At 70.3% G+C, this 18,284-nt stretch carries 17 protein-coding genes; 14 read left to right on the forward strand and 3 right to left on the reverse strand.

The genetic code is table 11. The features are described from left to right. Nucleotides 1–24 precede the first annotated feature (24 nt). A complete protein-coding gene (locus DLJ49_RS02025) occupies nt 25–603 on the forward strand; it encodes a nitroreductase family protein (RefSeq protein WP_115391854.1) in 579 nt (192 codons plus the stop codon). Further along, on the forward strand, nt 603–1,307 hold the full coding sequence (locus DLJ49_RS02030; protein WP_199533281.1) for an EI24 domain-containing protein: 705 nt from the start codon (nt 603–605) through the stop codon (nt 1,305–1,307). The genes DLJ49_RS02025 and DLJ49_RS02030 overlap by 1 nt, the downstream gene beginning before the upstream one ends. Here the strand turns inward: DLJ49_RS02030 and DLJ49_RS02035 are convergent. Further along, entirely contained in the window at nt 1,304–1,597 is a 294-nt protein-coding gene (locus DLJ49_RS02035) for a DUF1467 family protein (RefSeq protein ID WP_115391856.1), read from the reverse strand. The genes DLJ49_RS02030 and DLJ49_RS02035 overlap by 4 nt on opposite strands. Further along, nucleotides 1,597–2,001, reverse strand: a complete 405-nt coding sequence (gene mce / locus DLJ49_RS02040; RefSeq protein ID WP_115391857.1) for a methylmalonyl-CoA epimerase — start codon at nt 1,999–2,001, stop codon at nt 1,597–1,599. The genes DLJ49_RS02035 and mce overlap by 1 nt, the downstream gene beginning before the upstream one ends. 147 nt (nt 2,002–2,148) lie before the next feature. On the opposite strand from mce, the gene DLJ49_RS02045 reads away from it, so the two are divergent. Then, a complete protein-coding gene (locus DLJ49_RS02045; RefSeq protein ID WP_115391858.1) occupies nt 2,149–2,862 on the forward strand; it encodes a response regulator in 714 nt (237 codons plus the stop codon). Between the two features lie 71 nt (nt 2,863–2,933). Here the strand turns inward: DLJ49_RS02045 and aspS are convergent, their stop codons facing one another. Further along, nucleotides 2,934–4,913, reverse strand: coding sequence for an aspartate--tRNA ligase (aspS, locus tag DLJ49_RS02050; RefSeq protein ID WP_115391859.1), 1,980 nt, complete (start codon nt 4,911–4,913; stop codon nt 2,934–2,936). Nucleotides 4,914–5,255: 342 nt separating this feature from the next. On the opposite strand from aspS, the gene DLJ49_RS02055 reads away from it, so the two are divergent. The 11 genes from DLJ49_RS02055 (at nt 5,256) to DLJ49_RS02105 (ending at nt 18,279) form a co-directional block, all read left to right on the forward strand. After that, nucleotides 5,256–5,459: a YgaP family membrane protein gene (locus DLJ49_RS02055; RefSeq protein WP_115391860.1), complete on the forward strand. Its 204-nt coding sequence runs from the start codon at nt 5,256–5,258 to the stop codon at nt 5,457–5,459. After that, complete coding sequence (locus tag DLJ49_RS02060; protein WP_115391861.1) at nt 5,459–5,884, forward strand: YeeE/YedE family protein; 426 nt, start codon at nt 5,459–5,461, stop codon at nt 5,882–5,884. Before DLJ49_RS02055 ends, DLJ49_RS02060 begins: the two co-directional genes overlap by 1 nt. Nucleotide 5,885: 1 nt before the next feature. Next, complete coding sequence (locus DLJ49_RS02065; RefSeq protein WP_115391862.1) at nt 5,886–6,323, forward strand: DUF6691 family protein; 438 nt, start codon at nt 5,886–5,888, stop codon at nt 6,321–6,323. A 15-nt stretch (nt 6,324–6,338) separates the two neighbouring features. Next, on the forward strand, nt 6,339–7,223 hold the full coding sequence (locus tag DLJ49_RS02070) for an MBL fold metallo-hydrolase (protein WP_115391863.1): 885 nt from the start codon (nt 6,339–6,341) through the stop codon (nt 7,221–7,223). Between the two features lie 96 nt (nt 7,224–7,319). Next, nucleotides 7,320–9,005, forward strand: coding sequence for a bifunctional protein tyrosine phosphatase family protein/NAD(P)/FAD-dependent oxidoreductase (locus DLJ49_RS02075; RefSeq protein ID WP_115391864.1), 1,686 nt, complete (start codon nt 7,320–7,322; stop codon nt 9,003–9,005). A gap of 185 nt (nt 9,006–9,190) precedes the next feature. Beyond that, a complete protein-coding gene (locus tag DLJ49_RS02080) occupies nt 9,191–10,945 on the forward strand; it encodes a SulP family inorganic anion transporter (protein WP_115391865.1) in 1,755 nt (584 codons plus the stop codon). Nucleotides 10,946–10,985: 40 nt separating this feature from the next. Beyond that, nucleotides 10,986–12,113, forward strand: a complete 1,128-nt coding sequence (locus tag DLJ49_RS02085) for a hypothetical protein (RefSeq protein WP_115391866.1) — start codon at nt 10,986–10,988, stop codon at nt 12,111–12,113. Nucleotides 12,114–12,138: 25 nt separating this feature from the next. Continuing rightward, the gene (gene deoC, locus DLJ49_RS02090; protein ID WP_115391867.1) at nt 12,139–13,158 is read left to right on the forward strand and encodes a deoxyribose-phosphate aldolase; all 1,020 of its coding nucleotides are present in this window, start codon (nt 12,139–12,141) and stop codon (nt 13,156–13,158) included. Between the two features lie 65 nt (nt 13,159–13,223). Next, nucleotides 13,224–15,560 (forward strand): aldehyde dehydrogenase family protein, encoded by a 2,337-nt coding sequence (locus tag DLJ49_RS02095; RefSeq protein WP_115391868.1) that lies wholly within the window; start codon nt 13,224–13,226, stop codon nt 15,558–15,560. A gap of 83 nt (nt 15,561–15,643) precedes the next feature. Continuing rightward, nucleotides 15,644–16,522: a LysR family transcriptional regulator gene (locus tag DLJ49_RS02100; RefSeq protein WP_115391869.1), complete on the forward strand. Its 879-nt coding sequence runs from the start codon at nt 15,644–15,646 to the stop codon at nt 16,520–16,522. A gap of 314 nt (nt 16,523–16,836) precedes the next feature. Then, nucleotides 16,837–18,279, forward strand: a complete 1,443-nt coding sequence (locus tag DLJ49_RS02105) for a cytochrome ubiquinol oxidase subunit I (RefSeq protein WP_115391870.1) — start codon at nt 16,837–16,839, stop codon at nt 18,277–18,279. The last annotated feature ends 5 nt before the right edge of the window (nt 18,280–18,284 follow it).

The raw sequence follows: 18,284 nt of genomic DNA on the forward strand, positions 1-18,284 counted from the left end.
TAGCACCGGACAAGGGGGAGCCAGATGACACAGCAATCGCCCGAGACCCTCGACTTCCTGCGCCGCCGCCGCTCGCGACCGGCCAAGACGCTGTCGCCGCCCGTTCCCGGCCTCGACGAGGTGCGCGACCTGCTCGCCATCGCGGCCCGCACGCCCGACCACGGCAAGCTGGAGCCGTGGCGCTTTCTCGTGCTCGAACGACCCGCGCTCGAGCGGCTCGCGGCCTCGGTCGCGCCGCACGGGCACATGGTGGGCATCGAGGAAGAGAAGATCGCCAGGATGGAGCGGCAGTTCACCGAGGCTCATCTCGCGGTCGTGGTGGTGGCGAGCCCGAAACCCTCCGACAAGATCCCCGATGTCGAGCAGCTCCTGTCGGCCGGCGCCGCGTGCTACGGCCTGCTGATCGCCGCGCTCGCCGCCGGCTGGGGCGCCAACTGGCTGACAGGATGGGCGATGCACGACCGCGGCTTCGTCGAGGGCGCGCTCGGCCTGACCGAACGCGAGAGCGTGGCGGGCATCGTGCATATCGGCACCGAGACCGCCGCGCCGCCCGAGCGGCCGCGGCCCGATCTCGACGCGCTGGTGACATGGGTCGAGGCGTGATCCTGACGGCCTTCGGCCGCGCGCTGGCCCAGGCGACCGACCGGCGCTTCTTGCGGGTGCTGCTTCTCGGCATCGGGCTGACGGTCGCGCTGCTCTTTTCCGTCTACGGCGTGTTCCTGTGGTTGCTCGACTGGGTGCTGCCCGAGACGATCACCCTCCCCGGCGGGCGCGAGATCGCGTGGGTCGACGACCTTCTGTCGGTCGGCTCGATCATCCTTATGCTGGTGCTGTCGGTCTTTTTGATGGTGCCGGTCGCCTCGGCGTTCACGGGGCTGTTCCTCGAGGATGTCGCGGCGGCGGTCGAGGGCCGCTACTACCCGCACCTTCCGCCCGTGCCGCGGCTGCCGTGGTCCGATGCCCTGCGCGACTCGGTCGGTTTCTTCGGGCTTCTGGTGGCGGTGAACCTCGTGGCGCTCGCCCTCTACTTCGTGGTCGGGCCGTTTGCGCCGTTGCTGTTCTGGGCGGTCAACGGCTTCCTGCTGGGGCGGGAATACTTCCAGCTCGTCGCCATGCGGCGGCTCGGGCGGCAGGGCGCCATCGCCGCCCGCAAGCGCCACCGCGGGCGCATCTGGCTCGCCGGCACGCTGATGGCCGCGCCGCTGTCGATCCCGCTCGTGAACCTCGTGATCCCGATCCTCGGCGCGGCGACCTTCACCCACCTGTTCCATGCGTGGGAGCGGCCGGGGCAGGGCACGCGGCCCTAGTAGCGATCGGGTGTCGCGTCCTGCGGGCCGAAGCGGCGGAACAGGTCGAAATCCTCGACCGTGATGACGCCGGTGATGATGACCGTGCAGGCCACCACCCAGATCGGCAGGCTGACGAGCGTGACGATCCTGGCCTTGCGCCTGAGCTGAGGGTCGACCGGGGCGGAGCCGGGCGTTCCCGGCACCACGCTGCCCTCCTCGCTCTGCGTGCGCAGGTTGAGCGGCAGAACGACGAACAGCACCATGAACCAGATGACCGCGAGCAGGACGAGGGCCGAGGTGATCTGCACTAGACCTGCTCCAGTTCCACCAGAGTCCCGGCGAAGTCCTTGGGGTGGAGGAACAGCACCGGCTTGCCGTGCGCGCCGATCTTCGGCTCGCCGTCGCCCAGCACGCGCGCGCCCGTCTCCTTCAGGTGGTCACGGGCCGCGAGGATGTCCTCGACCTCGTAGCAGACATGGTGAATGCCGCCCGCCGGGTTCTTCTCGAGGAACCCCTTGATCGGGCTGTCCGCGCCCAGCGGATGGAGCAGCTCGATCTTGGTGTTGGGCAGCTCGATGAAGATCACCGTCACGCCGTGGTCGGGCTCGTCCTGCGGGGGGCCGACCTGCGCGCCGAGCGCGCCGCGATACTGCTCTGCCGCGGCCTCGAGATCGGGCACGGCAATGGCGACATGGTTCAGGCGGCCGATCATGCGGGTCTCCCTCTCTGGCGCCGGCGGTTATCGGAATTGCAAGGCCCCGGCGCAAGGGGCGCGTTTCTGCACTGGCATTTACCGATCGTTAGCCCCGTCGGTCGTTAAATTCTGGCAGACCTTCGACTCGCCAGGGGGACGACAGCGATGCCGGACGATCTGACGCGCCTCACGCTTACCCGCAGGCCGACCGCGGCGCAGCCACTGATGGGCCTCACCATCCTCGCCGTGGAGGACAGCCGCTTCGCCTGCGAGGCGCTGCGCCTGCTGGCCATGCGCTCGGGGGCGCGGCTTCGACGCGCCGACTGTCTCGCCTCGGCCCGGCGGCATCTCGCCGTCTATCGGCCCAGCGTGGCGCTCGTCGATCTCGGCCTGCCCGACGGCTGCGGGCTGGATCTGATCGGCGAGATCGCTCGCGGCACCGTCGCCCGCCCCATCGTGCTGGCCGTCAGCGGCGACGCCGCCCGGCGGGGCGAGGCGATGCAGGCCGGCGCCCAGGGCTTCCTCGAAAAGCCGGTCGCGAGCCTCGGCGCCTTCCAGGAGGCGATCCTCGCCCACCTGCCGGGCGAGGCCCGCCCTGCGGGCCTGCGCGCGCTCGAGAGCGGCGAGGTTCGCCCCGATACCTTTGCCCTGAAGGACGACCTCGAACATGCGGCCGAGGGGTTGGCCGCGGGCACGCTTGACGACGGGTATGCCGCGCAGTTCGTGGCCTCGGTCGCCCGCGCCGCCCGCGACGCGCCGCTGGCCGAGGCGGCGCAGCGGCTCGCCGCGACGCGGGCCGAGGGCCGCTGCGCCGACGATGCGCGCGGCCAGCTCGCCCGCGTCGTGCAGGAGCGGCTCTCGGAGAGGCGCGCGATCTGAGCCGACGCCCCGGCGGCGGCCCAGCCAGGCTCGACGGTCAGCCCGGCTAGACGGTCAGCCCGGCACGACGGTCAGTCGGGTTCGACGACGCGCAGCGAGAGCTCGCGCAGCTGCTGGTTCGTGGGGGCCGAAGGCGCGCCCATCATCAGGTCTTCCGCCCGCTGGTTCATCGGGAAGAGGATGACCTCGCGGATGTTCACCTCGCCCGCGAGCAGCATCACGATCCGGTCGATGCCGGCCGCGCAGCCGCCGTGCGGCGGGGCGCCGAAGCGGAAGGCGTTGAGCAGGCCGCCGAACCGGGTGCGCACCTCGTCCTCGCTGTAGCCCGCGACGGCGAACGCCTTGAACATGATGTCGGGGCGATGGTTGCGGATGGCACCCGACACGATCTCGTAGCCGTTGCACGCCAGATCGTACTGGAAGCCCTTGACCGCGAGCGGGTCGCCCTCGAGCGCCTCGAGCCCGCCCTGGGGCATCGAGAACGGGTTGTGAGAGAAGTCGACGCGCCCCTCGTCGTCCTTCTCGTACATGGGGAAATCGACGACCCAGGCAAAGGCGAAGCGGTCGTGCTCGGTCAGGCCGAGCTCGTCACCGATCACGTTGCGCGCCTTTGCGGCCACGCCCTCGAACTCGTGCGGCCGCCCACCGAGGAAAAACGCCGCATCGCCCTTGCCGAGGCCGAGCTGCTGGCGGATCGCCTCGGTCCGCTCGGGGCCGATGTTCTTGGCCAGCGGGCCTGACGGTTCCATTTCGCCAGTGGTCGGGAAAAAGACACGCCGAAGGTCGGAAGCTATCTGGATGTCCAGAGGATCTCCGGACCTGATCAGATCAACGATCTTGTTGAAGCGTTCAAAGCCTTCTCCTTCGGCGGCTGGACCTTGAACAAGCTCGTTAAGTCGTTCCTCGTCCACGGTGCGGTCCGCAAGCCATTCATTGAGCGTTTCCGCGGTTTTGTTTGGCGCCTGACATTCGCGCCAGAAGATGTAGCCCATCCCCGGCAGGCCCTGCTGCTGGGCAAAGGAATTCATCCGGTCGCAGAACTTGCGGCTGCCGCCGCCCGGCGCGGGGATCGCGCGGATCTCGGTGCCCTCGTTCTCGAGCAGCCTGGCGAAGATGGCGAAGCCCGAGCCGCGGAAATGGTCGGAGACGACCTGCATCCGGATCGGGTTGCGCAGGTCCGGCTTGTCGGTGCCGTAATGCAGCATCGCGTCGGCGAAGGGGATGCGCGGCCACACCTTGTCGACCGTCGCGGTGCCGCCGAACTCCTCGAACAGCCCCTCGATGACCGGCTGGATCGTGTCGAACACGTCGTCCTGCGTGACGAAGCTCATCTCCATGTCGAGCTGGTAGAAGTCGGTCGGCGAGCGGTCGGCGCGCGGGTCCTCGTCGCGGAAGCAGGGCGCGATCTGGAAGTACCTGTCGAAGCCCGACACCATCAGGAGCTGCTTGAACTGCTGCGGCGCCTGCGGCAGCGCGTAGAACCGGCCCGGATGCAGCCGCGACGGCACGAGGAAGTCGCGCGCGCCCTCGGGGCTCGAGGCGGTGATGATCGGCGTCTGGTATTCGCGGAATCCGATCCCCCACATCCGCTTGCGCAGCGACGCCACCACGTCGGAGCGGAGCGTCATGTTGCGCTGCATGTGCTCGCGCCGCAGGTCGAGGTAGCGGTAGCGCAGGCGCGTCTCCTCGGGGTATTCCTGCTCGCCGAACACCTGCAGCGGCAGCTCCTCGGCCGCGCCCAGCATCTCGATGTCGCGGATGAACACCTCGATCTCGCCGGTGTTGATGCGTGGGTTCACCAGATCGGGGTCGCGCGCCTTCACCTCGCCGTCGATGCGGATGCACCATTCGGCGCGGACCTTCTCGACCTCGGCGAAGACGGGCGAATCCGGGTCGGCCAGCACCTGAGTCACGCCGTAATGGTCGCGCAGGTCGATGAACAGCACGCCGCCGTGGTCGCGCACGCGGTGGACCCATCCGGCAAGGCGGACCGTCTCGCCCACGTTCTCGCGGGTGAGGTCGGCGCAGGTCATGCTGCGATAGGCGTGCATCGGCAGGCTCCTTGGGCGGCGTGGCGCAGTCTGGCGCCCCCAAACCGCGCGCGGGCGGCGAAGTCAAGCCAAGGGGGGCGGGCCACGCCGCGCCGTGCGCGCCCTCCGTTCGCGCGCGGGCCGGGGCCGCCCGCCCCGGGCCGCAGGAGCCCCCTGAGGGCGAATGTCACATTCACGGAAGCGAATTTTTCCTGCATGCTCGTGCGCACGGGGGAGATGGCGCGCAGGCTCGGAGGGCCGCGCGGCCGGGCTTCCCCGTCTTGGTGACTAGGTCACAGAGTGCCGCCGCCCGGCCCTGTAGACAGCGGGCAGACACACCGAATCGTCGAAAGGATTCACCCCATGCAAGCCAATGTCGGAAACATCGACCGGATCGCCCGCGCCGCGCTGGGCGTCATACTGCTGGTCGCCGCCTTCACCGCCGGGTGGGGCACCGCCGGCACCGTCATCGCCGCCGTGGTCGGCCTGGTGATGCTCGGCACCTCGGCCATGCGCTTCTGCCCGGCCTATCGCCTGCTCGGCATGAATACCTGTCAGGTGAAGTGATGGAGACGGCCTTCACCCCCTTCGCCTCGCTGGGCGGCGGTATCCTGATCGGCCTCGCGGCGACGCTCCTGATGCTCGTCTCGGGCCGGGTGATGGGCGCGACCGGCATCCTGTCGGGCGCCATCTGGGGCCCGCAGGGCCGCGACTGGCGGATCGCGCTGCTCGCCGGCATGGCCACCGGGCCGCTGGTGCTGCTCGCGCTCACCGGCAGCTTCCCCACCATCGAGGTGCCGGTCTCGACGCTGGCCATGGTGCTCGGCGGCGTGCTCGTGGGCATCGGCGTGACGTTCGGCGCCGGCTGCACCTCGGGGCACGGCGTCTGCGGCATGGCGCGGCTTTCGACCCGCTCGATCGTCGCCACGCTCACCTTCATGCTGACGACCGGGATCACCGTCTACGTCGTCCGCCACGTTCTGGGAGGCTGACATGCGCCTGATCGTCCTCTACCTGATCGGCCTCGTCTTCGGGATCGGCATCTCGATCTCGGGCATGGCCAACCCCGCCAAGGTGCTCAACTTCTTCGACGTGGCCGGCACATGGGATCCGTCGCTGATCTTCGTGATGGGCGGCGCGCTGGTCACCACCTTCATCGGCTACCGCTTCGTGCTGAAACGGCCGGCACCCCTGATGGAGGGCACCTTTCACCTGCCGACGAAGACCGACCTCGACGCGCGCCTGATCGGGGGCTCGGCGGTCTTCGGCATCGGCTGGGGCATCTCGGGCTTCTGCCCGGGCGGCGCATTGCCCGCCCTCGGCACCGGCAACCTCAACGTGATCGCGTTCGTCGTCTCGCTCGTCGCCGGCATGGCGGCTGCCCGATACGCCCAGAACATGACAGGCCCGGCCCAGCCGGCCCGCGCCTGACCGGAGGAGAAACAGATGTTCGACTACCCCGTGGACACCCAGGTCAAACCCGAGGTGACGGCCTTCTTCGACGAGGCCACCAACACCATCAGCTACGTGGTCAAGGACCCGGCCACCAACGCCTGCGCCGTGGTCGATTCGGTGCTCGACATCGACTACGCCGCCGGCCGGATCACCTACGATTCCGCCGACGAGATCATTGCCTACATCCAGAGCCACGATCTCAAGCTCGAGTGGATCATCGAGACCCACGTGCACGCCGACCACCTGTCGGCCGCGCCCTACATCCAGGACAAGCTCGGCGGCAGGATCGCCATCGGCGAGAACATCCTGATCGTGCAGGACACGTTCGGCAAGATCTTCAACGAGGGCACCGAGTTCCAGCGCGACGGCTCGCAGTTCGACAAGCTGCTGAAGGACGGCGACACCTATACCGTCGGCGAGATGGACGTCTTCGTGATGCACACGCCGGGCCACACGCCGGCCTGCATGGTGCACGTCATGGGCGACGCGGCCTTCGTGGGCGACACGCTGTTCATGCCCGACGGCGGCTCGGCGCGCGCCGACTTCCCGGGCGGCTCGGCCGAGGATCTGTACGACTCGATCCAGAAGGTGCTGGCGCTGCCCGACGAGACGCGCCTGTTCATGTGCCACGACTACGGCCCCGGCGGCCGCGAGATCGCGTGGGAGACCACCGTGGCCGAGGAGAAGGCGAACAACATCCATGTCGGCGGCGGCAAGACGAAGGACGAGTTCGTCAAGTTCCGCACCGAGCGTGACGCGCAACTCGCCATGCCGCGCCTGATCCTGCCGTCGCTGCAGGTCAACATGCGCGCCGGCGAGGTGCCCCGCGACGGCGACGGCAACATGATGCTCAAGGTCCCCGTCAACAAGCTCTGAGCCGACCGACGTGACCGGGGCCGCCCGCGCGGCGGCCCCGGCCCCTGTTCAGGCCGGGCGCAGGAGACAGCCCGCCCCATCGGAGGAGACGCGCACATGGACGCCCGCAGGATCACCGACGAGATCTCCGTCGCCCCCCAGATCACCCCGCAGGACGTGGCCGAGGCCGCCCGCGCGGGTTTCCGCGCCATCGTCTGCAACCGCCCCGACGGCGAGGGCGCCGACCAGCCCACCTTCGAGGAGATCGAGGCCGAGGCAGAGAGGCACGGGATGAAGGCCGCCTACATCCCGGTCGTCGCCGGCCGCGTCCGCGACGAGGACGCCACCGCCTTCGGTGCCGCGCTCACCACGCTGCCCGGCCCGGTGCTCGCCTATTGCCGCACCGGCACCCGCTCGGCCACGCTCTGGTCGCTCGCCGAGGCCGATTCCCGCCCGCTGCCCGACATCCTCGCCGCGACGCAGGCGGCAGGCTACGATATGAACGGCGTCGCCCGCCGCATCGCCAACGGCGGCCGCACGCCCACCGACGAGGCCGACGCGAGCTACGACGTGGTGATCGTGGGCGGCGGCGCGGCCGGCATCGCCACCGCCGCCTCGCTCAAGGCGCGCAAGCCGGGCCTGTCGGTCGCCGTGATCGACCCCGCAGACATCCACTACTACCAGCCCGGCTGGACGATGGTCGGCGCCGGCATCTTCGACCCCGCCACCACCGCCCGGCCGATGGGCGCTCTGATCCCTCAGGGCGTGCACTGGCTGAAATCCGCCGTGGCCGCCTTCGAGCCGCAGAACAATGCTGTGATCCTCGATGGCTGCCGCGTGGTGAAATACCGCCGCCTGATCGTGTGCCCGGGCCTGAAACTCGCGTGGAACAAGGTCGAGGGGCTCGTCCAGACGCTCGGCAAGAACGGGGTCACGTCGAACTACCGCTACGATCTCGCGCCCTATACCTGGCAGCTGGTGCGCGAGATGAAGAAGGGCCGCGCCCTCTTCACCCAGCCCCCCATGCCCATCAAGTGCGCCGGCGCGCCCCAGAAGGCCATGTACATGTCGGCCGACCACTGGCTCCGCAGCGGCCGGCTCAAGAACATCTCGATCGACTTCATGAATGCCGGCGGCGTTCTCTTCGGCGTGAAGGACTACGTGCCGGCGCTGATGAAATACGTGCGCAAGTACGACGCCACCCTCAACTTCCACCACAACCTCACGGCCATCGACGGGCGTGCGAAGAAGGCGTGGTTCGAGGTGGCCGAGCCTGACGCCGAGCCCCGCACCGTCGAGGCCGACTTCGACATGATCCATGTCGTGCCCCCGCAGGTGGCGCCCGACTTCATCCGCGTCTCGCCGCTGGCCGATGCGGCCGGCTGGGTCGATGTCGACCAGACGACGCTGCGGCACAAGACCTACGACAACATCTGGGCGCTGGGCGACGTCACCAACGCCCCCAACGCCAAGACGGCCGCCGCCGCCCGCATGCAGGCCCCCATCGTCGCCGAGAACGTGGTTGCCGACATCCGCGGCCGCAGCCCCGTGGCCGCCTACAACGGCTACGGGTCCTGCCCGCTCACCGTCGAGCGCGGCAAGATCGTGCTGGCCGAGTTCGGTTACGGCGGCACGCGCCTGCCGTCCTTCCCCAGCTGGTTCATCGACGACACGCATCCCTCCCGGGCCGCCTGGATCCTCAAGGAGCAGATCCTGCCGCCGGTCTACTGGAAGGCGATGCTCAAGGGCCGCGAATGGATGATCAAGCCGGAAAAGGTCCGCGCGGCCGAGCCGGCCGAGTGACCCGCCGCGCTGCCTGAGGGCGGCCACCGCCCCATGGCGTCCCCGCCCCGGCGGAGGCGCCGCCCGAAAGAGCGTCACGCGCGCCCCTCTACGCCGCCCCGTGCGCTTCTTCTTGCTCCAAGTATCCCGGGGGGTCCGGGGGGCTGGCCCCCCGGTCCTGCCGGCCCTGCCAGAGACCGATCCGAATGATTCCGCCCGCCCTCCGCCGCTATCTGCCGATCCTCGACTGGGGCGCCGCCTATGACAGGCGCACGTTCGAGGCCGACGGCCTCGCCGCCGTGATCGTCACGATCATGCTGATCCCGCAATCGCTGGCCTACGCGCTGCTCGCGGGCCTGCCGGCCGAGATGGGGCTCTACGCCTCGATCCTGCCGCTGGTGGGCTACGCGGTCTTCGGCACCTCCCGCGCGCTCGCCGTGGGCCCCGTCGCCGTCGTCTCGCTGATGACGGCCGCCGCCATCGGCAATCTCGGGCTCACCGACCCGCGCGCGATGGCGCTCGCGGCGATCACGCTCGCCTTCCTGTCGGGCGTGTTCCTGATGGCGATGGGCTTCCTGCGGCTGGGCTTCGTCGCCAACTTCCTGTCGCACCCGGTGATCGCGGGCTTCATCACCGCCTCGGGCATCCTCATCGCCACGTCCCAGCTCAAGCACATCCTCGGCGTCACCGCCCACGGCCACACCCTGCCGGACCTGCTGTCCTCGCTCTGGGCGCACCTGCCCGAGACGAATTTCTGGGCGCTGGGCATCGGCGTGGCGGCGACCGCGTTCCTGTTCTGGGTGCGCAAGGGTCTGAAGCCGCTGCTGCTGGGCTGGGGCCTCCCGCCGCGGCTCGCCGACATCCTCACCAAGGCCGGCCCGGTGGCTGCGGTGGTCGTCACCACGCTCGTCGCGTGGGGCCTCGGCCTGGCCGACCGCGGCCTGTCGATCGTTGGCGACGTCCCCCGCGGTCTGCCGCCCGCGACCCTGCCCTCGTTCGACCTCGAGCTCTGGGGCGCGCTGATCGGCTCGGCGGTGCTGATCTCGATCATCGGCTTCGTCGAATCGGTCTCCGTCGCGCAGACCCTGGCCGCCAAGAAGCGTCAGCGCATCGTCCCCGACCAGGAGCTGATCGGGCTGGGCGCCTCCAACGTCGCGGCCTCGGTCTCGGGCGGCTATCCGGTGACGGGCGGCTTCGCCCGCTCGGTCGTCAACTTCGACGCGGGCGCCGCGACGCCGGCCGCCGGCGCCTTCACCGCCATCGGCATCCTGCTCGCGGCGATGTTCCTCACGCCGCTGCTCTACTTCCTGCCCACGGCGACGCTTGCCGCGACGATCATCGTCGCCGTGCTCAGTCTCGTCGACTTCTCGATCCTCAAGACCGCCTGGGGCTACTCCAAGGCCGATTTCGTCGCCGTCGCCGCGACGATCGCGCTCACCCTCGGATTCGGCGTCGAGGCGGGCGTATCGGCGGGCGTGGCCCTGTCGATCCTGCTCTATCTCTACAAGACGTCGCGCCCTCACGTGGCCGAGGTAGGGCTGGTGCCCGGCACCCAGCACTTCCGCAACATCCGCCGCCACCGGGTCGAGACCGCGCCGAACCTGCTGACGCTCAGGATCGACGAGTCGCTCTACTTCGCCAACGCCCGCTTCATGGAGGACTACATCCTCGACCGGGTCACGCGCGACGACCAGATCCGCGACGTCGTCCTGCAGTTCTCGGCCGTCAACGAGGTGGATCTCTCCGCGCTCGAAAGCCTCGAGGCGATCGCGTCGCGGCTGCAGGACATGGGGCTCAGGCTGCACCTGTCTGAGGTGAAGGGCCCGGTGATGGACCGCCTCAAGCGCTCGCACTTCCTCGAGCACCTGACGGGCGAGGTCTTTCTCAGCCAGTACGACGCCTGGGCCAGGCTCGCCCGCCCGCCCGAGGGGCCGGGCGGCCTCGCCCGCGCGGCCGAGTAGGCTTCACAAGCGGCCCGGCTTGGGGCAGGAGGCGGGCGTCATGCCCGCGCCGCCCGATTTCCACGTCGCCCGGATGGCGAGCCTGAGCCTCGCCGGCTCGGGCCGTGCCCGCCCGATCCGCGTGCCGGAGGAGCACCGCGCCCCCGGCTTCGGTGCGGCCTACGACTTCGACACGCTGTGGTACGACGCGGTGCGGATCGGCGGCGTGGTGCACCTCGTCTGCCCGCGCCTCTACGATCTGCGCCCCCTGCTCGACACGGTCGAGGCCGACGGGCAGAGGCTGCGGCCCCCGCGCGTCAGGCGCTCGCGCCGCCACGAGATCGCGACGCTCGCCGCGCCGAAGCGGGCAGAGCGGCTGTCGCTCGCGCTGCGCGACTGGCAGGCAGACTGCGCGATCAGCGACGACGCGGCAGGGCATTTCGCCGGGCTCAACGCCTCGCTCCACATCAGCCGCGACAACCGCCCGGAATGGCTGGCCGACTGGGCGCGCTTTCACGTCGCGGAGCACGGGCTGCAGGCGATGCTGGTGATGGACAACGCCTCCGACTACCCGCCCGATGCGATCCTCGACGCGCTCGCGCCGACCGGGCTCGAACGCGCGGTCGTGCTGGTCGTCCCCCAGCCCTATGGGCCCACGCGCGGCAAGTCGGGCAAGGGAGGGGCGAAGTTCCTGCAGCCCGCGATGCTCAATCTCGCGCGGCTGCGCTTCCTCCGCCGCGCCCGTGCGGTGCTCAACGTCGACATCGACGAGCTGGTATGGGCGCACGGCGGCTCGGTCTTCGACGCCGCGGTGAAGAGCCCGCTCGGCCTCGTCTCCTTCGCCGGCGAATGGCGCCAGCCGCCGCCCCGCACCGCGCCGCCCTTCATCCACGCCCAGCATGTCCACACCCGCACCGGCGAGTGGCCGTGCCCGACGAAATACTGCATCCGCCCGGACGGCCCGCTGCGCTGGGCGGGGTGGGACGTGCACCGCCCCGACACGGCGCTCCCCGTCGGCCTGCGGCCGAGGCGCGACATGGGCTACTGGCACTGCCGCGGCATCACCACCGACTGGAAGGGATACGGCCGGCTGAAGCCCGGCGATATCGGCCCCCGCGACGCCTCGACGGCCGCGATCCTCGAGCGGGCTCTGGGCACCTGCGCGCTTGCCGGCCCGCCGCACAAGTGAGACCGTGCGCACGAGGGAGGCCCGAATGGACGGCGACACCACGACCACGGCCCGGAGCGAGGGCGACGGCAGGCAGGGCGGCCACGCGCTGCCGCAGGTGAGCGCGCCGCGCAACCCCGGCATGCCGCTCGACCTCGACCGCGTGATGCGCGTGCAGGCCAATACCTCGGCCATCGAGCGGCGCTGCGCGGCGCTGCCCGGCCGCCGCTCGATCAAGAAGGACTGGCAGGCGGCGTGGCTCGTGCGCGCGATCCAGTGCATCGACCTCACCACGCTGTCGGGCGACGACACGCCCGGCCGCGTCCGCCGCCTCTGCGCCAAGGCGCGGCGGCCCCTGCGCCACGACATCGCCGAGGCGCTCGGGGTGGAGGGTGTCACCACCGGCGCCGTCTGCGTCTACCACGCGATGGTGCCGACGGCCGTCGCGGCGCTGAAGGGCTCGGGCATCCCCGTTGCCGCCGTCTCGACCGGGTTCCCCGCGGGCCTGTCGCCCTACCGCCTGCGCGTGGCCGAGATCAGCGAGAGCGTGGCGGCCGGCGCCGAGGAGATCGACATCGTGATCTCGCGCCGCCACGTGCTGACCGGCGACTGGCAGGCGCTTTACGACGAGGTGGCCGAGTTCCGCGCCGCCTGCGGGCCCGCCCATGTCAAGGCGATCCTCGCGACGGGCGAGCTGGGCAGCCTGCGCAACGTCGCGCGGGCGAGCCTCGTCTGCATGATGGCCGGCGCCGACTTCATAAAGACCTCGACCGGCAAGGAGAGCGTCAACGCCACCCTGCCGGTGACCCTGGTGATGCTACGCGCGATCCGCGACTACCACGAGCTGACCGGCGCCCGCGTCGGCTACAAGCCCGCGGGCGGCATCTCGACCGCGAAGGACGCGCTGATGTACCTCGCGCTGGTGAAGGAGGAGCTGGGCGACCGGTGGCTCTCGCCCGACCTGTTCCGCTTCGGCGCCTCCTCGCTGCTGGGCGACATCGAGCGGCAGCTCGAACACCACCTGACCGGCGCCTACTCGGTGTCGTGGCATCAACCGATGGCCTGACACCCCGGCGGTCGCGCCCGGCGGCGCGCGCCGGATCGTGGATATTTGAAGCAAGAAGAAGCCCGATGACCGTTCAAGAGATCCTCGAGACGATGGAATACGGCCCCGCGCCCGAGAGCGCCGAGGCGGCGCTGGCGTGGATCGAGGAGGCAGGGGGCGCCTTCGGGCATTTCATCGGTGGCTTGTGGACCGAGCCGGGCGAGGGGTTCGACAGCCGCAACCCGGCCACGGGGGACGTGCTGGCGCGGCTGACGCAGGCAACGCAGGCCGACATCGACGCGGCCGTCGCGGCGGCTCGGGCCGCCCAGCCGGCATGGGAGGGGCAGGGGGGGCCTGCGCGCGCTCGGGTGCTCTACGCCCTCGCCCGCCTCCTGCAGAAGCACGCGCGGCTCTTCTCCGTCCTCGAGGTGCTCGACAACGGCAAGCCGATCCGCGAGGCGCGCGACATCGACGTGCCGCTGGCCATCCGCCACTTCTACTACCATGCCGGCATGGCCCAGCTGATGGAGGCCGAGCTGCCCGACCGCCGCGCGCATGGCGTCTGCGGCCAGATCGTGCCGTGGAACTTCCCGCTGCTGATGCTGGCCTGGAAGGTCGCGCCTGCGCTCGCCACCGGCAACGCGGTGGTGCTGAAGCCCGCCGAATACACCTCGCTCACCGCGCTGCTGTTCGCGCAGGTCTGCCAGGAGGCGGGCGTTCCCCCGGGCGTCGTCAACATCGTCACCGGCGACGGCGCGGCGGGGCGGATGCTGGTGCACGCGGAGGTCGACAAGATCGCCTTCACCGGCTCCACCGCCGTGGGCCGCGAGATCCGCCGGGCAACGGCCGGCTCGGGCAAGGCGCTGACGCTCGAGCTGGGCGGCAAGTCGCCCTACATCGTCTTCGACGACGCCGATCTCGACTCGGCCGTCGAGGGGCTGGTCGACGCCATCTGGTTCAACGCGGGCCAGGTCTGCTGCGCCGGCTCGCGCCTTCTGGTGCAGGAAGGGGTGGCGGAGCGGCTGCATCACAAGCTCAAGGCGCGGATGGACAGGCTGCGGATGGGCGACCCGCTCGACAAGTCGATCGACCTCGGTGCGGTGGTCGATCCGGTGCAGCTCGCCGCGATCCGCAGCATGGTCGACGCGGGCGGCGCCGAGGGCGACGTGTATCACGCCGCCGTGCAGGTTCCCGAGGGCTGCTACTACCCGCCGACCCTGGTGACCGGCCTCGCCCCTTCGGCCCGACTGATGCAGGAAGAGATCTTCGGCCCCGTCCTCGTGTCCACCACCTTCCGCACGCCGTCCGAGGCCGTGGCGCTGGCCAACGACACGCGCTACGGCCTCGCCGCCTCGGTGTGGTCGGAGAACGTCAACCTCGCGCTCGATGTCGCGCCGAGGCTGGCGGCGGGCGTCGTCTGGGTCAACGGCACCAACTTCTTCGACGCGGCGGCGGGCTTCGGCGGGGTGCGCGAGAGCGGATTCGGCCGGGAAGGCGGGTGGGAGGGGCTCGGGGCCTACCTGCGCGAAGACTGGCCGGCGCCGCTGCCCATCCCGCACCCCGCGCCCGCTCTCGCCGCGCCGCAGGCCGCCCCCGGCATCGACCGGACCGCGAAGATGTATGTGGGCGGCAAGCAGGCCCGGCCCGACGGTGGATACTCGCGCGCGATCCGGGCGGCGGGCGGCCACCTGCTCGGCCATGTGGGCGTGGGCAACCGCAAGGACATCCGCAACGCGGTGGACGCGGCCGAGAGGGCGGAAGCCTGGTCACGCATGACGGGGCACAGCCGCGCGCAGATCCTCTATTACGTCGCCGAGAACCTCGCCGCCCGGACGGGCGAGTTCGCGGCCCGGATCGACGCGATGACCGGAGGCGACGACGGATCGAAAGAGGTCGAAGCCGCCATCCGCCGCCTGTTCACCTGGGCCGCCTGGGCCGACAAGCATGACGGCGCCGCCAAGGGGGTGCCGATGCGGGGCCTGGCGCTGGCGCTCAACGAGCCCATCGGCGTGATCGGGGCCCTCTGCCCGGCGGAGGCGCCGCTCCTGGGGCTGATCTCCGCGATGGGGCCGGCCGTGGCCACCGGCAACCGCGTGGTGCTGATACCGTCCGAGCCGTTTCCGCTCGCGGCGACAGACTTCTACCAGGTTCTCGACACCTCCGACGTGCCGGCCGGGGTGGTCAACATCGTCACCGGCGCGCCCGCCGATCTCGCGCCCGTGCTCGCCGCCCATGCGGCAGTGGGCGCTGTGTGGAACTTCGCCGACCCTGCGCTGACGCGGGCAATCGAGGAGAAGGCCGCCGATACGATCAAGCGCACGTGGAGCCTGCGCACCGACTGGCACGCGCCTCAGGCCGAGGGTCGCTCGTTTCTGCGCGCGGCGACCGAGGTCAAGACGGTCTGGGTGCCCTTCGGCGAGTAGTCGCCACCTGTCCGATCTGGCGGGTTGCGGTCGCCGGCCTCTCGGCCGAATCTTCCCCCTGGATCGGGAACGAGAACGAAACGATGGAAATGCATCAGGTCCGCTACGTCATCGCGGCGGCGGATCACCTGAACTTCACCCGGGCCGCCGCTTCGTGCGACGTGAGCCAGCCCGCCCTGACCAAGGGCATCAAGGCCCTGGAACGGGAGCTCGGCTCGCCCCTCTTTCATCGCGAGGGCCGGCGAATCCTCGTCAGCGAGTTCGGCCGCTCCATGCTGCCCCACCTGCGCCAGATCGCGGCCGAGGCCGAGGCGGCACGCATGCTGGCGCAGAATTTCCAGTTGCTGCACGACGTGCCGGTGCGGATCGGTGTGCTCGCCTCGATCGGGCATGTCCGGTTCGGACGGTTCCTGCGCGACTTCGGCACTGCGCAGGAGGGGGTCGAGCTCGCCGTGACCGAGGGCAAGGAAGCCGAGTTGCGGCAGGCGCTGCGCGACGACGAGATCGACATTGCCGTGACCGCGCGCCTCGCCGAGACGGAAGATGCCTTCGCCCTGCTGCCCCTCTACTCCGAGCGCTATGTGGTGATCCTTCCGCCGAACCATCCGCTGGGGGGGCGCGACGCGCTGTCCCTCTCGGCGTTGAACGGTCAGCCCTACGTCGACCGGCTCGGCTGCGAGATGCGCACGCTCGTTGCCGAGGCGTGCGCCGAGCAAGGTGTGGATCTCTACGCCCGCTTCCGCTCCGAGCGGGAAGACTGGGTGCAGGCCATGGTGCTCGCCGGGCTCGGCTTCGCCTTCATGCCGGAATACTCGGTGACGCTGCCGGGCCTCGTGCAGCGCCCGCTGATCGAGCCGTCGCTCAGCCGCGAGATCTGTATCGCTTCGGTGCGCGGCCGCCCGTTCCCGCCGCCGGTGGCGGCGCTGATGCGCAGGGCGCAGAGCTTCGCCTGGCCGGGCTGATCGAGGCGCCGCGCCCCGCGTGAGCGGTGCGCCCCCCTCGCGCCGTTCGGGGGCCCGGGCCCGCCGCCTTCGTCTTGCCGTTCGCGGCGGCGCATGGCGACGGTGCGCGATACAGGACGGCGCATGCGCTCCGACGGACAATAATGTCGCAGACCCGGCGCATCGTTTGGACGGCACGGCAAATCTCCCTACCTCACCGGCAGGTTCGGCGCGCGAACAGGCCGGGCTTCATGGGTATCAGCACGTTGGCCACCCTGCTGCGACAGCAGGGCCTGGCCGGCGATTGTCCGGCGCCGGCCGGGCGAGGAGGGTCGATGGACACGCTGCTTCTGTCACGCATCCAGTTCGGGGCGAACATCTCGTTCCACATCCTGTTCCCGACGATCACCATCGCGCTCGGCTGGGTGCTCCTGTGGTTCAAGCTGCGCTACAATGCGACGGGCGATTTCAAGTGGATGGAGGCGTATCGCTTCTGGGTGAAGGTCTTCGCGCTGTCCTTCGCGCTCGGCGTCGTCTCGGGCATCACCATGTCGTTCCAGTTCGGCACCAACTGGCCGGGTTTCATGGAGACGGTGGGCAACGTGGCCGGGCCGCTCCTGGCTTACGAGGTGCTGACGGCGTTCTTCCTGGAAGCGGGGTTCCTCGGGATCATGCTGTTCGGCTTTTCCCGCGTGCCCGGCTGGCTGCACACCTTCGCCACCTTCCTCGTGGCCTTCGGCACCACGCTGTCGGCCTTCTGGATCCTCGTGCTGAACTCGTGGATGCACACGCCCGCGGGCTTCGAGCTGCGCGACGGCGTGGTGCACGCGACCGACTGGCTCGCGATCATCTTCAACCCCTCGATGCCCTACCGCCTCGCCCACATGCTGCTCGCCTCGGGCCTGACGGTCGCCTTCCTGATCGCCGGCATCTCGGCGCTGCGGCTGCTCTTCGGCGACCGTTCGCGCTCGGTGGCGGCGACGCTGCGCTTTGGCGCGGTGATGGGGGCGGTGCTCATCCCGGTGCAGATCTTCGTGGGCGACATGCACGGGCTGAACACGCTCGAGCATCAGCCCGCCAAGGTCGCCGCGATGGAGGGCCACTGGGAGCAATACCCCGACGGCGAGGGCGTGCCGCTGGTGCTCTTCGCGGTGCCCAACGCCGAGACGCGCGACAACGATTACGAGGTCAAGATCCCGCATCTGGGCTCGCTCGTCCTCACCCATAGCTGGGACGGCACGATCCCCGCGCTAGACGAGTTCGTGGCCGAGGACGGCACGGTGACCCACCCGCCGGTCGCGCCCGTGTTCTACTCGTTCCGCATCATGGTGGCGACGGGCGTGGCCATGCTCTTGCTGTCGTGGACCGCGGTCGCGCTGATGGCCCGTCGACGGGGCCCCGACGGCGCCCGCTGGAGCGTCGAGGCGCTGCCGCGCTGGGTGCTCTACGCGTTCGTGGCGATGGCGCTGTCGGGCTGGCTCGCCGTGCTCGCCGGCTGGTACACGACCGAGATCGGCCGCCAGCCCTGGCTCGTGCATGGCGTGCTGTCGACCGCGCAGGCGGTGGCCGAGGTGCCCGCGCCAATGGTTCTGTCGACGCTCGTCGCCTATCTCGCCGTCTATGCGGTGCTCACGGGGGCCTACGTGGCGGTGCTGGTCTACCTCGCGTGGACCGCGACCCACGGCAAGTCGCTGCCCACTCGCGGGGGCACGGCAGACCCCGTCGAGCGCGCGGTCGAGACGGGCGCGCGACCCGGCGCGACAACTCCGGCGGAGTGAGCGCG

This window comes from Rhodovulum sp. 12E13, from assembly GCF_003340565.1.
GTDB lineage: Bacteria > Pseudomonadota > Alphaproteobacteria > Rhodobacterales > Rhodobacteraceae > HLUCCA09.

What these genes read in the sequence shown, in the direction of transcription:
- DLJ49_RS02025 (WP_115391854.1), top strand. Translation starts at nt 25, where the DNA reads ATGACACAGCAATCGCCCGAGACCCTCGACTTCCTGCGCCGCCGCCGC.
- mce (WP_115391857.1), bottom strand. Translation starts at nt 2,001, where the DNA reads ATGATCGGCCGCCTGAACCATGTCGCCATTGCCGTGCCCGATCTCGAG.
- DLJ49_RS02045 (WP_115391858.1), top strand. Translation starts at nt 2,149, where the DNA reads ATGCCGGACGATCTGACGCGCCTCACGCTTACCCGCAGGCCGACCGCG.
- aspS (WP_115391859.1), bottom strand. Translation starts at nt 4,913, where the DNA reads ATGCACGCCTATCGCAGCATGACCTGCGCCGACCTCACCCGCGAGAAC.
- DLJ49_RS02055 (WP_115391860.1), top strand. Translation starts at nt 5,256, where the DNA reads ATGCAAGCCAATGTCGGAAACATCGACCGGATCGCCCGCGCCGCGCTG.
- DLJ49_RS02060 (WP_115391861.1), top strand. Translation starts at nt 5,459, where the DNA reads ATGGAGACGGCCTTCACCCCCTTCGCCTCGCTGGGCGGCGGTATCCTG.
- DLJ49_RS02065 (WP_115391862.1), top strand. Translation starts at nt 5,886, where the DNA reads ATGCGCCTGATCGTCCTCTACCTGATCGGCCTCGTCTTCGGGATCGGC.
- DLJ49_RS02070 (WP_115391863.1), top strand. Translation starts at nt 6,339, where the DNA reads ATGTTCGACTACCCCGTGGACACCCAGGTCAAACCCGAGGTGACGGCC.
- DLJ49_RS02075 (WP_115391864.1), top strand. Translation starts at nt 7,320, where the DNA reads ATGGACGCCCGCAGGATCACCGACGAGATCTCCGTCGCCCCCCAGATC.
- DLJ49_RS02080 (WP_115391865.1), top strand. Translation starts at nt 9,191, where the DNA reads ATGATTCCGCCCGCCCTCCGCCGCTATCTGCCGATCCTCGACTGGGGC.
- DLJ49_RS02085 (WP_115391866.1), top strand. Translation starts at nt 10,986, where the DNA reads ATGCCCGCGCCGCCCGATTTCCACGTCGCCCGGATGGCGAGCCTGAGC.
- deoC (WP_115391867.1), top strand. Translation starts at nt 12,139, where the DNA reads ATGGACGGCGACACCACGACCACGGCCCGGAGCGAGGGCGACGGCAGG.
- DLJ49_RS02095 (WP_115391868.1), top strand. Translation starts at nt 13,224, where the DNA reads ATGACCGTTCAAGAGATCCTCGAGACGATGGAATACGGCCCCGCGCCC.
- DLJ49_RS02100 (WP_115391869.1), top strand. Translation starts at nt 15,644, where the DNA reads ATGGAAATGCATCAGGTCCGCTACGTCATCGCGGCGGCGGATCACCTG.
- DLJ49_RS02105 (WP_115391870.1), top strand. Translation starts at nt 16,837, where the DNA reads ATGGACACGCTGCTTCTGTCACGCATCCAGTTCGGGGCGAACATCTCG.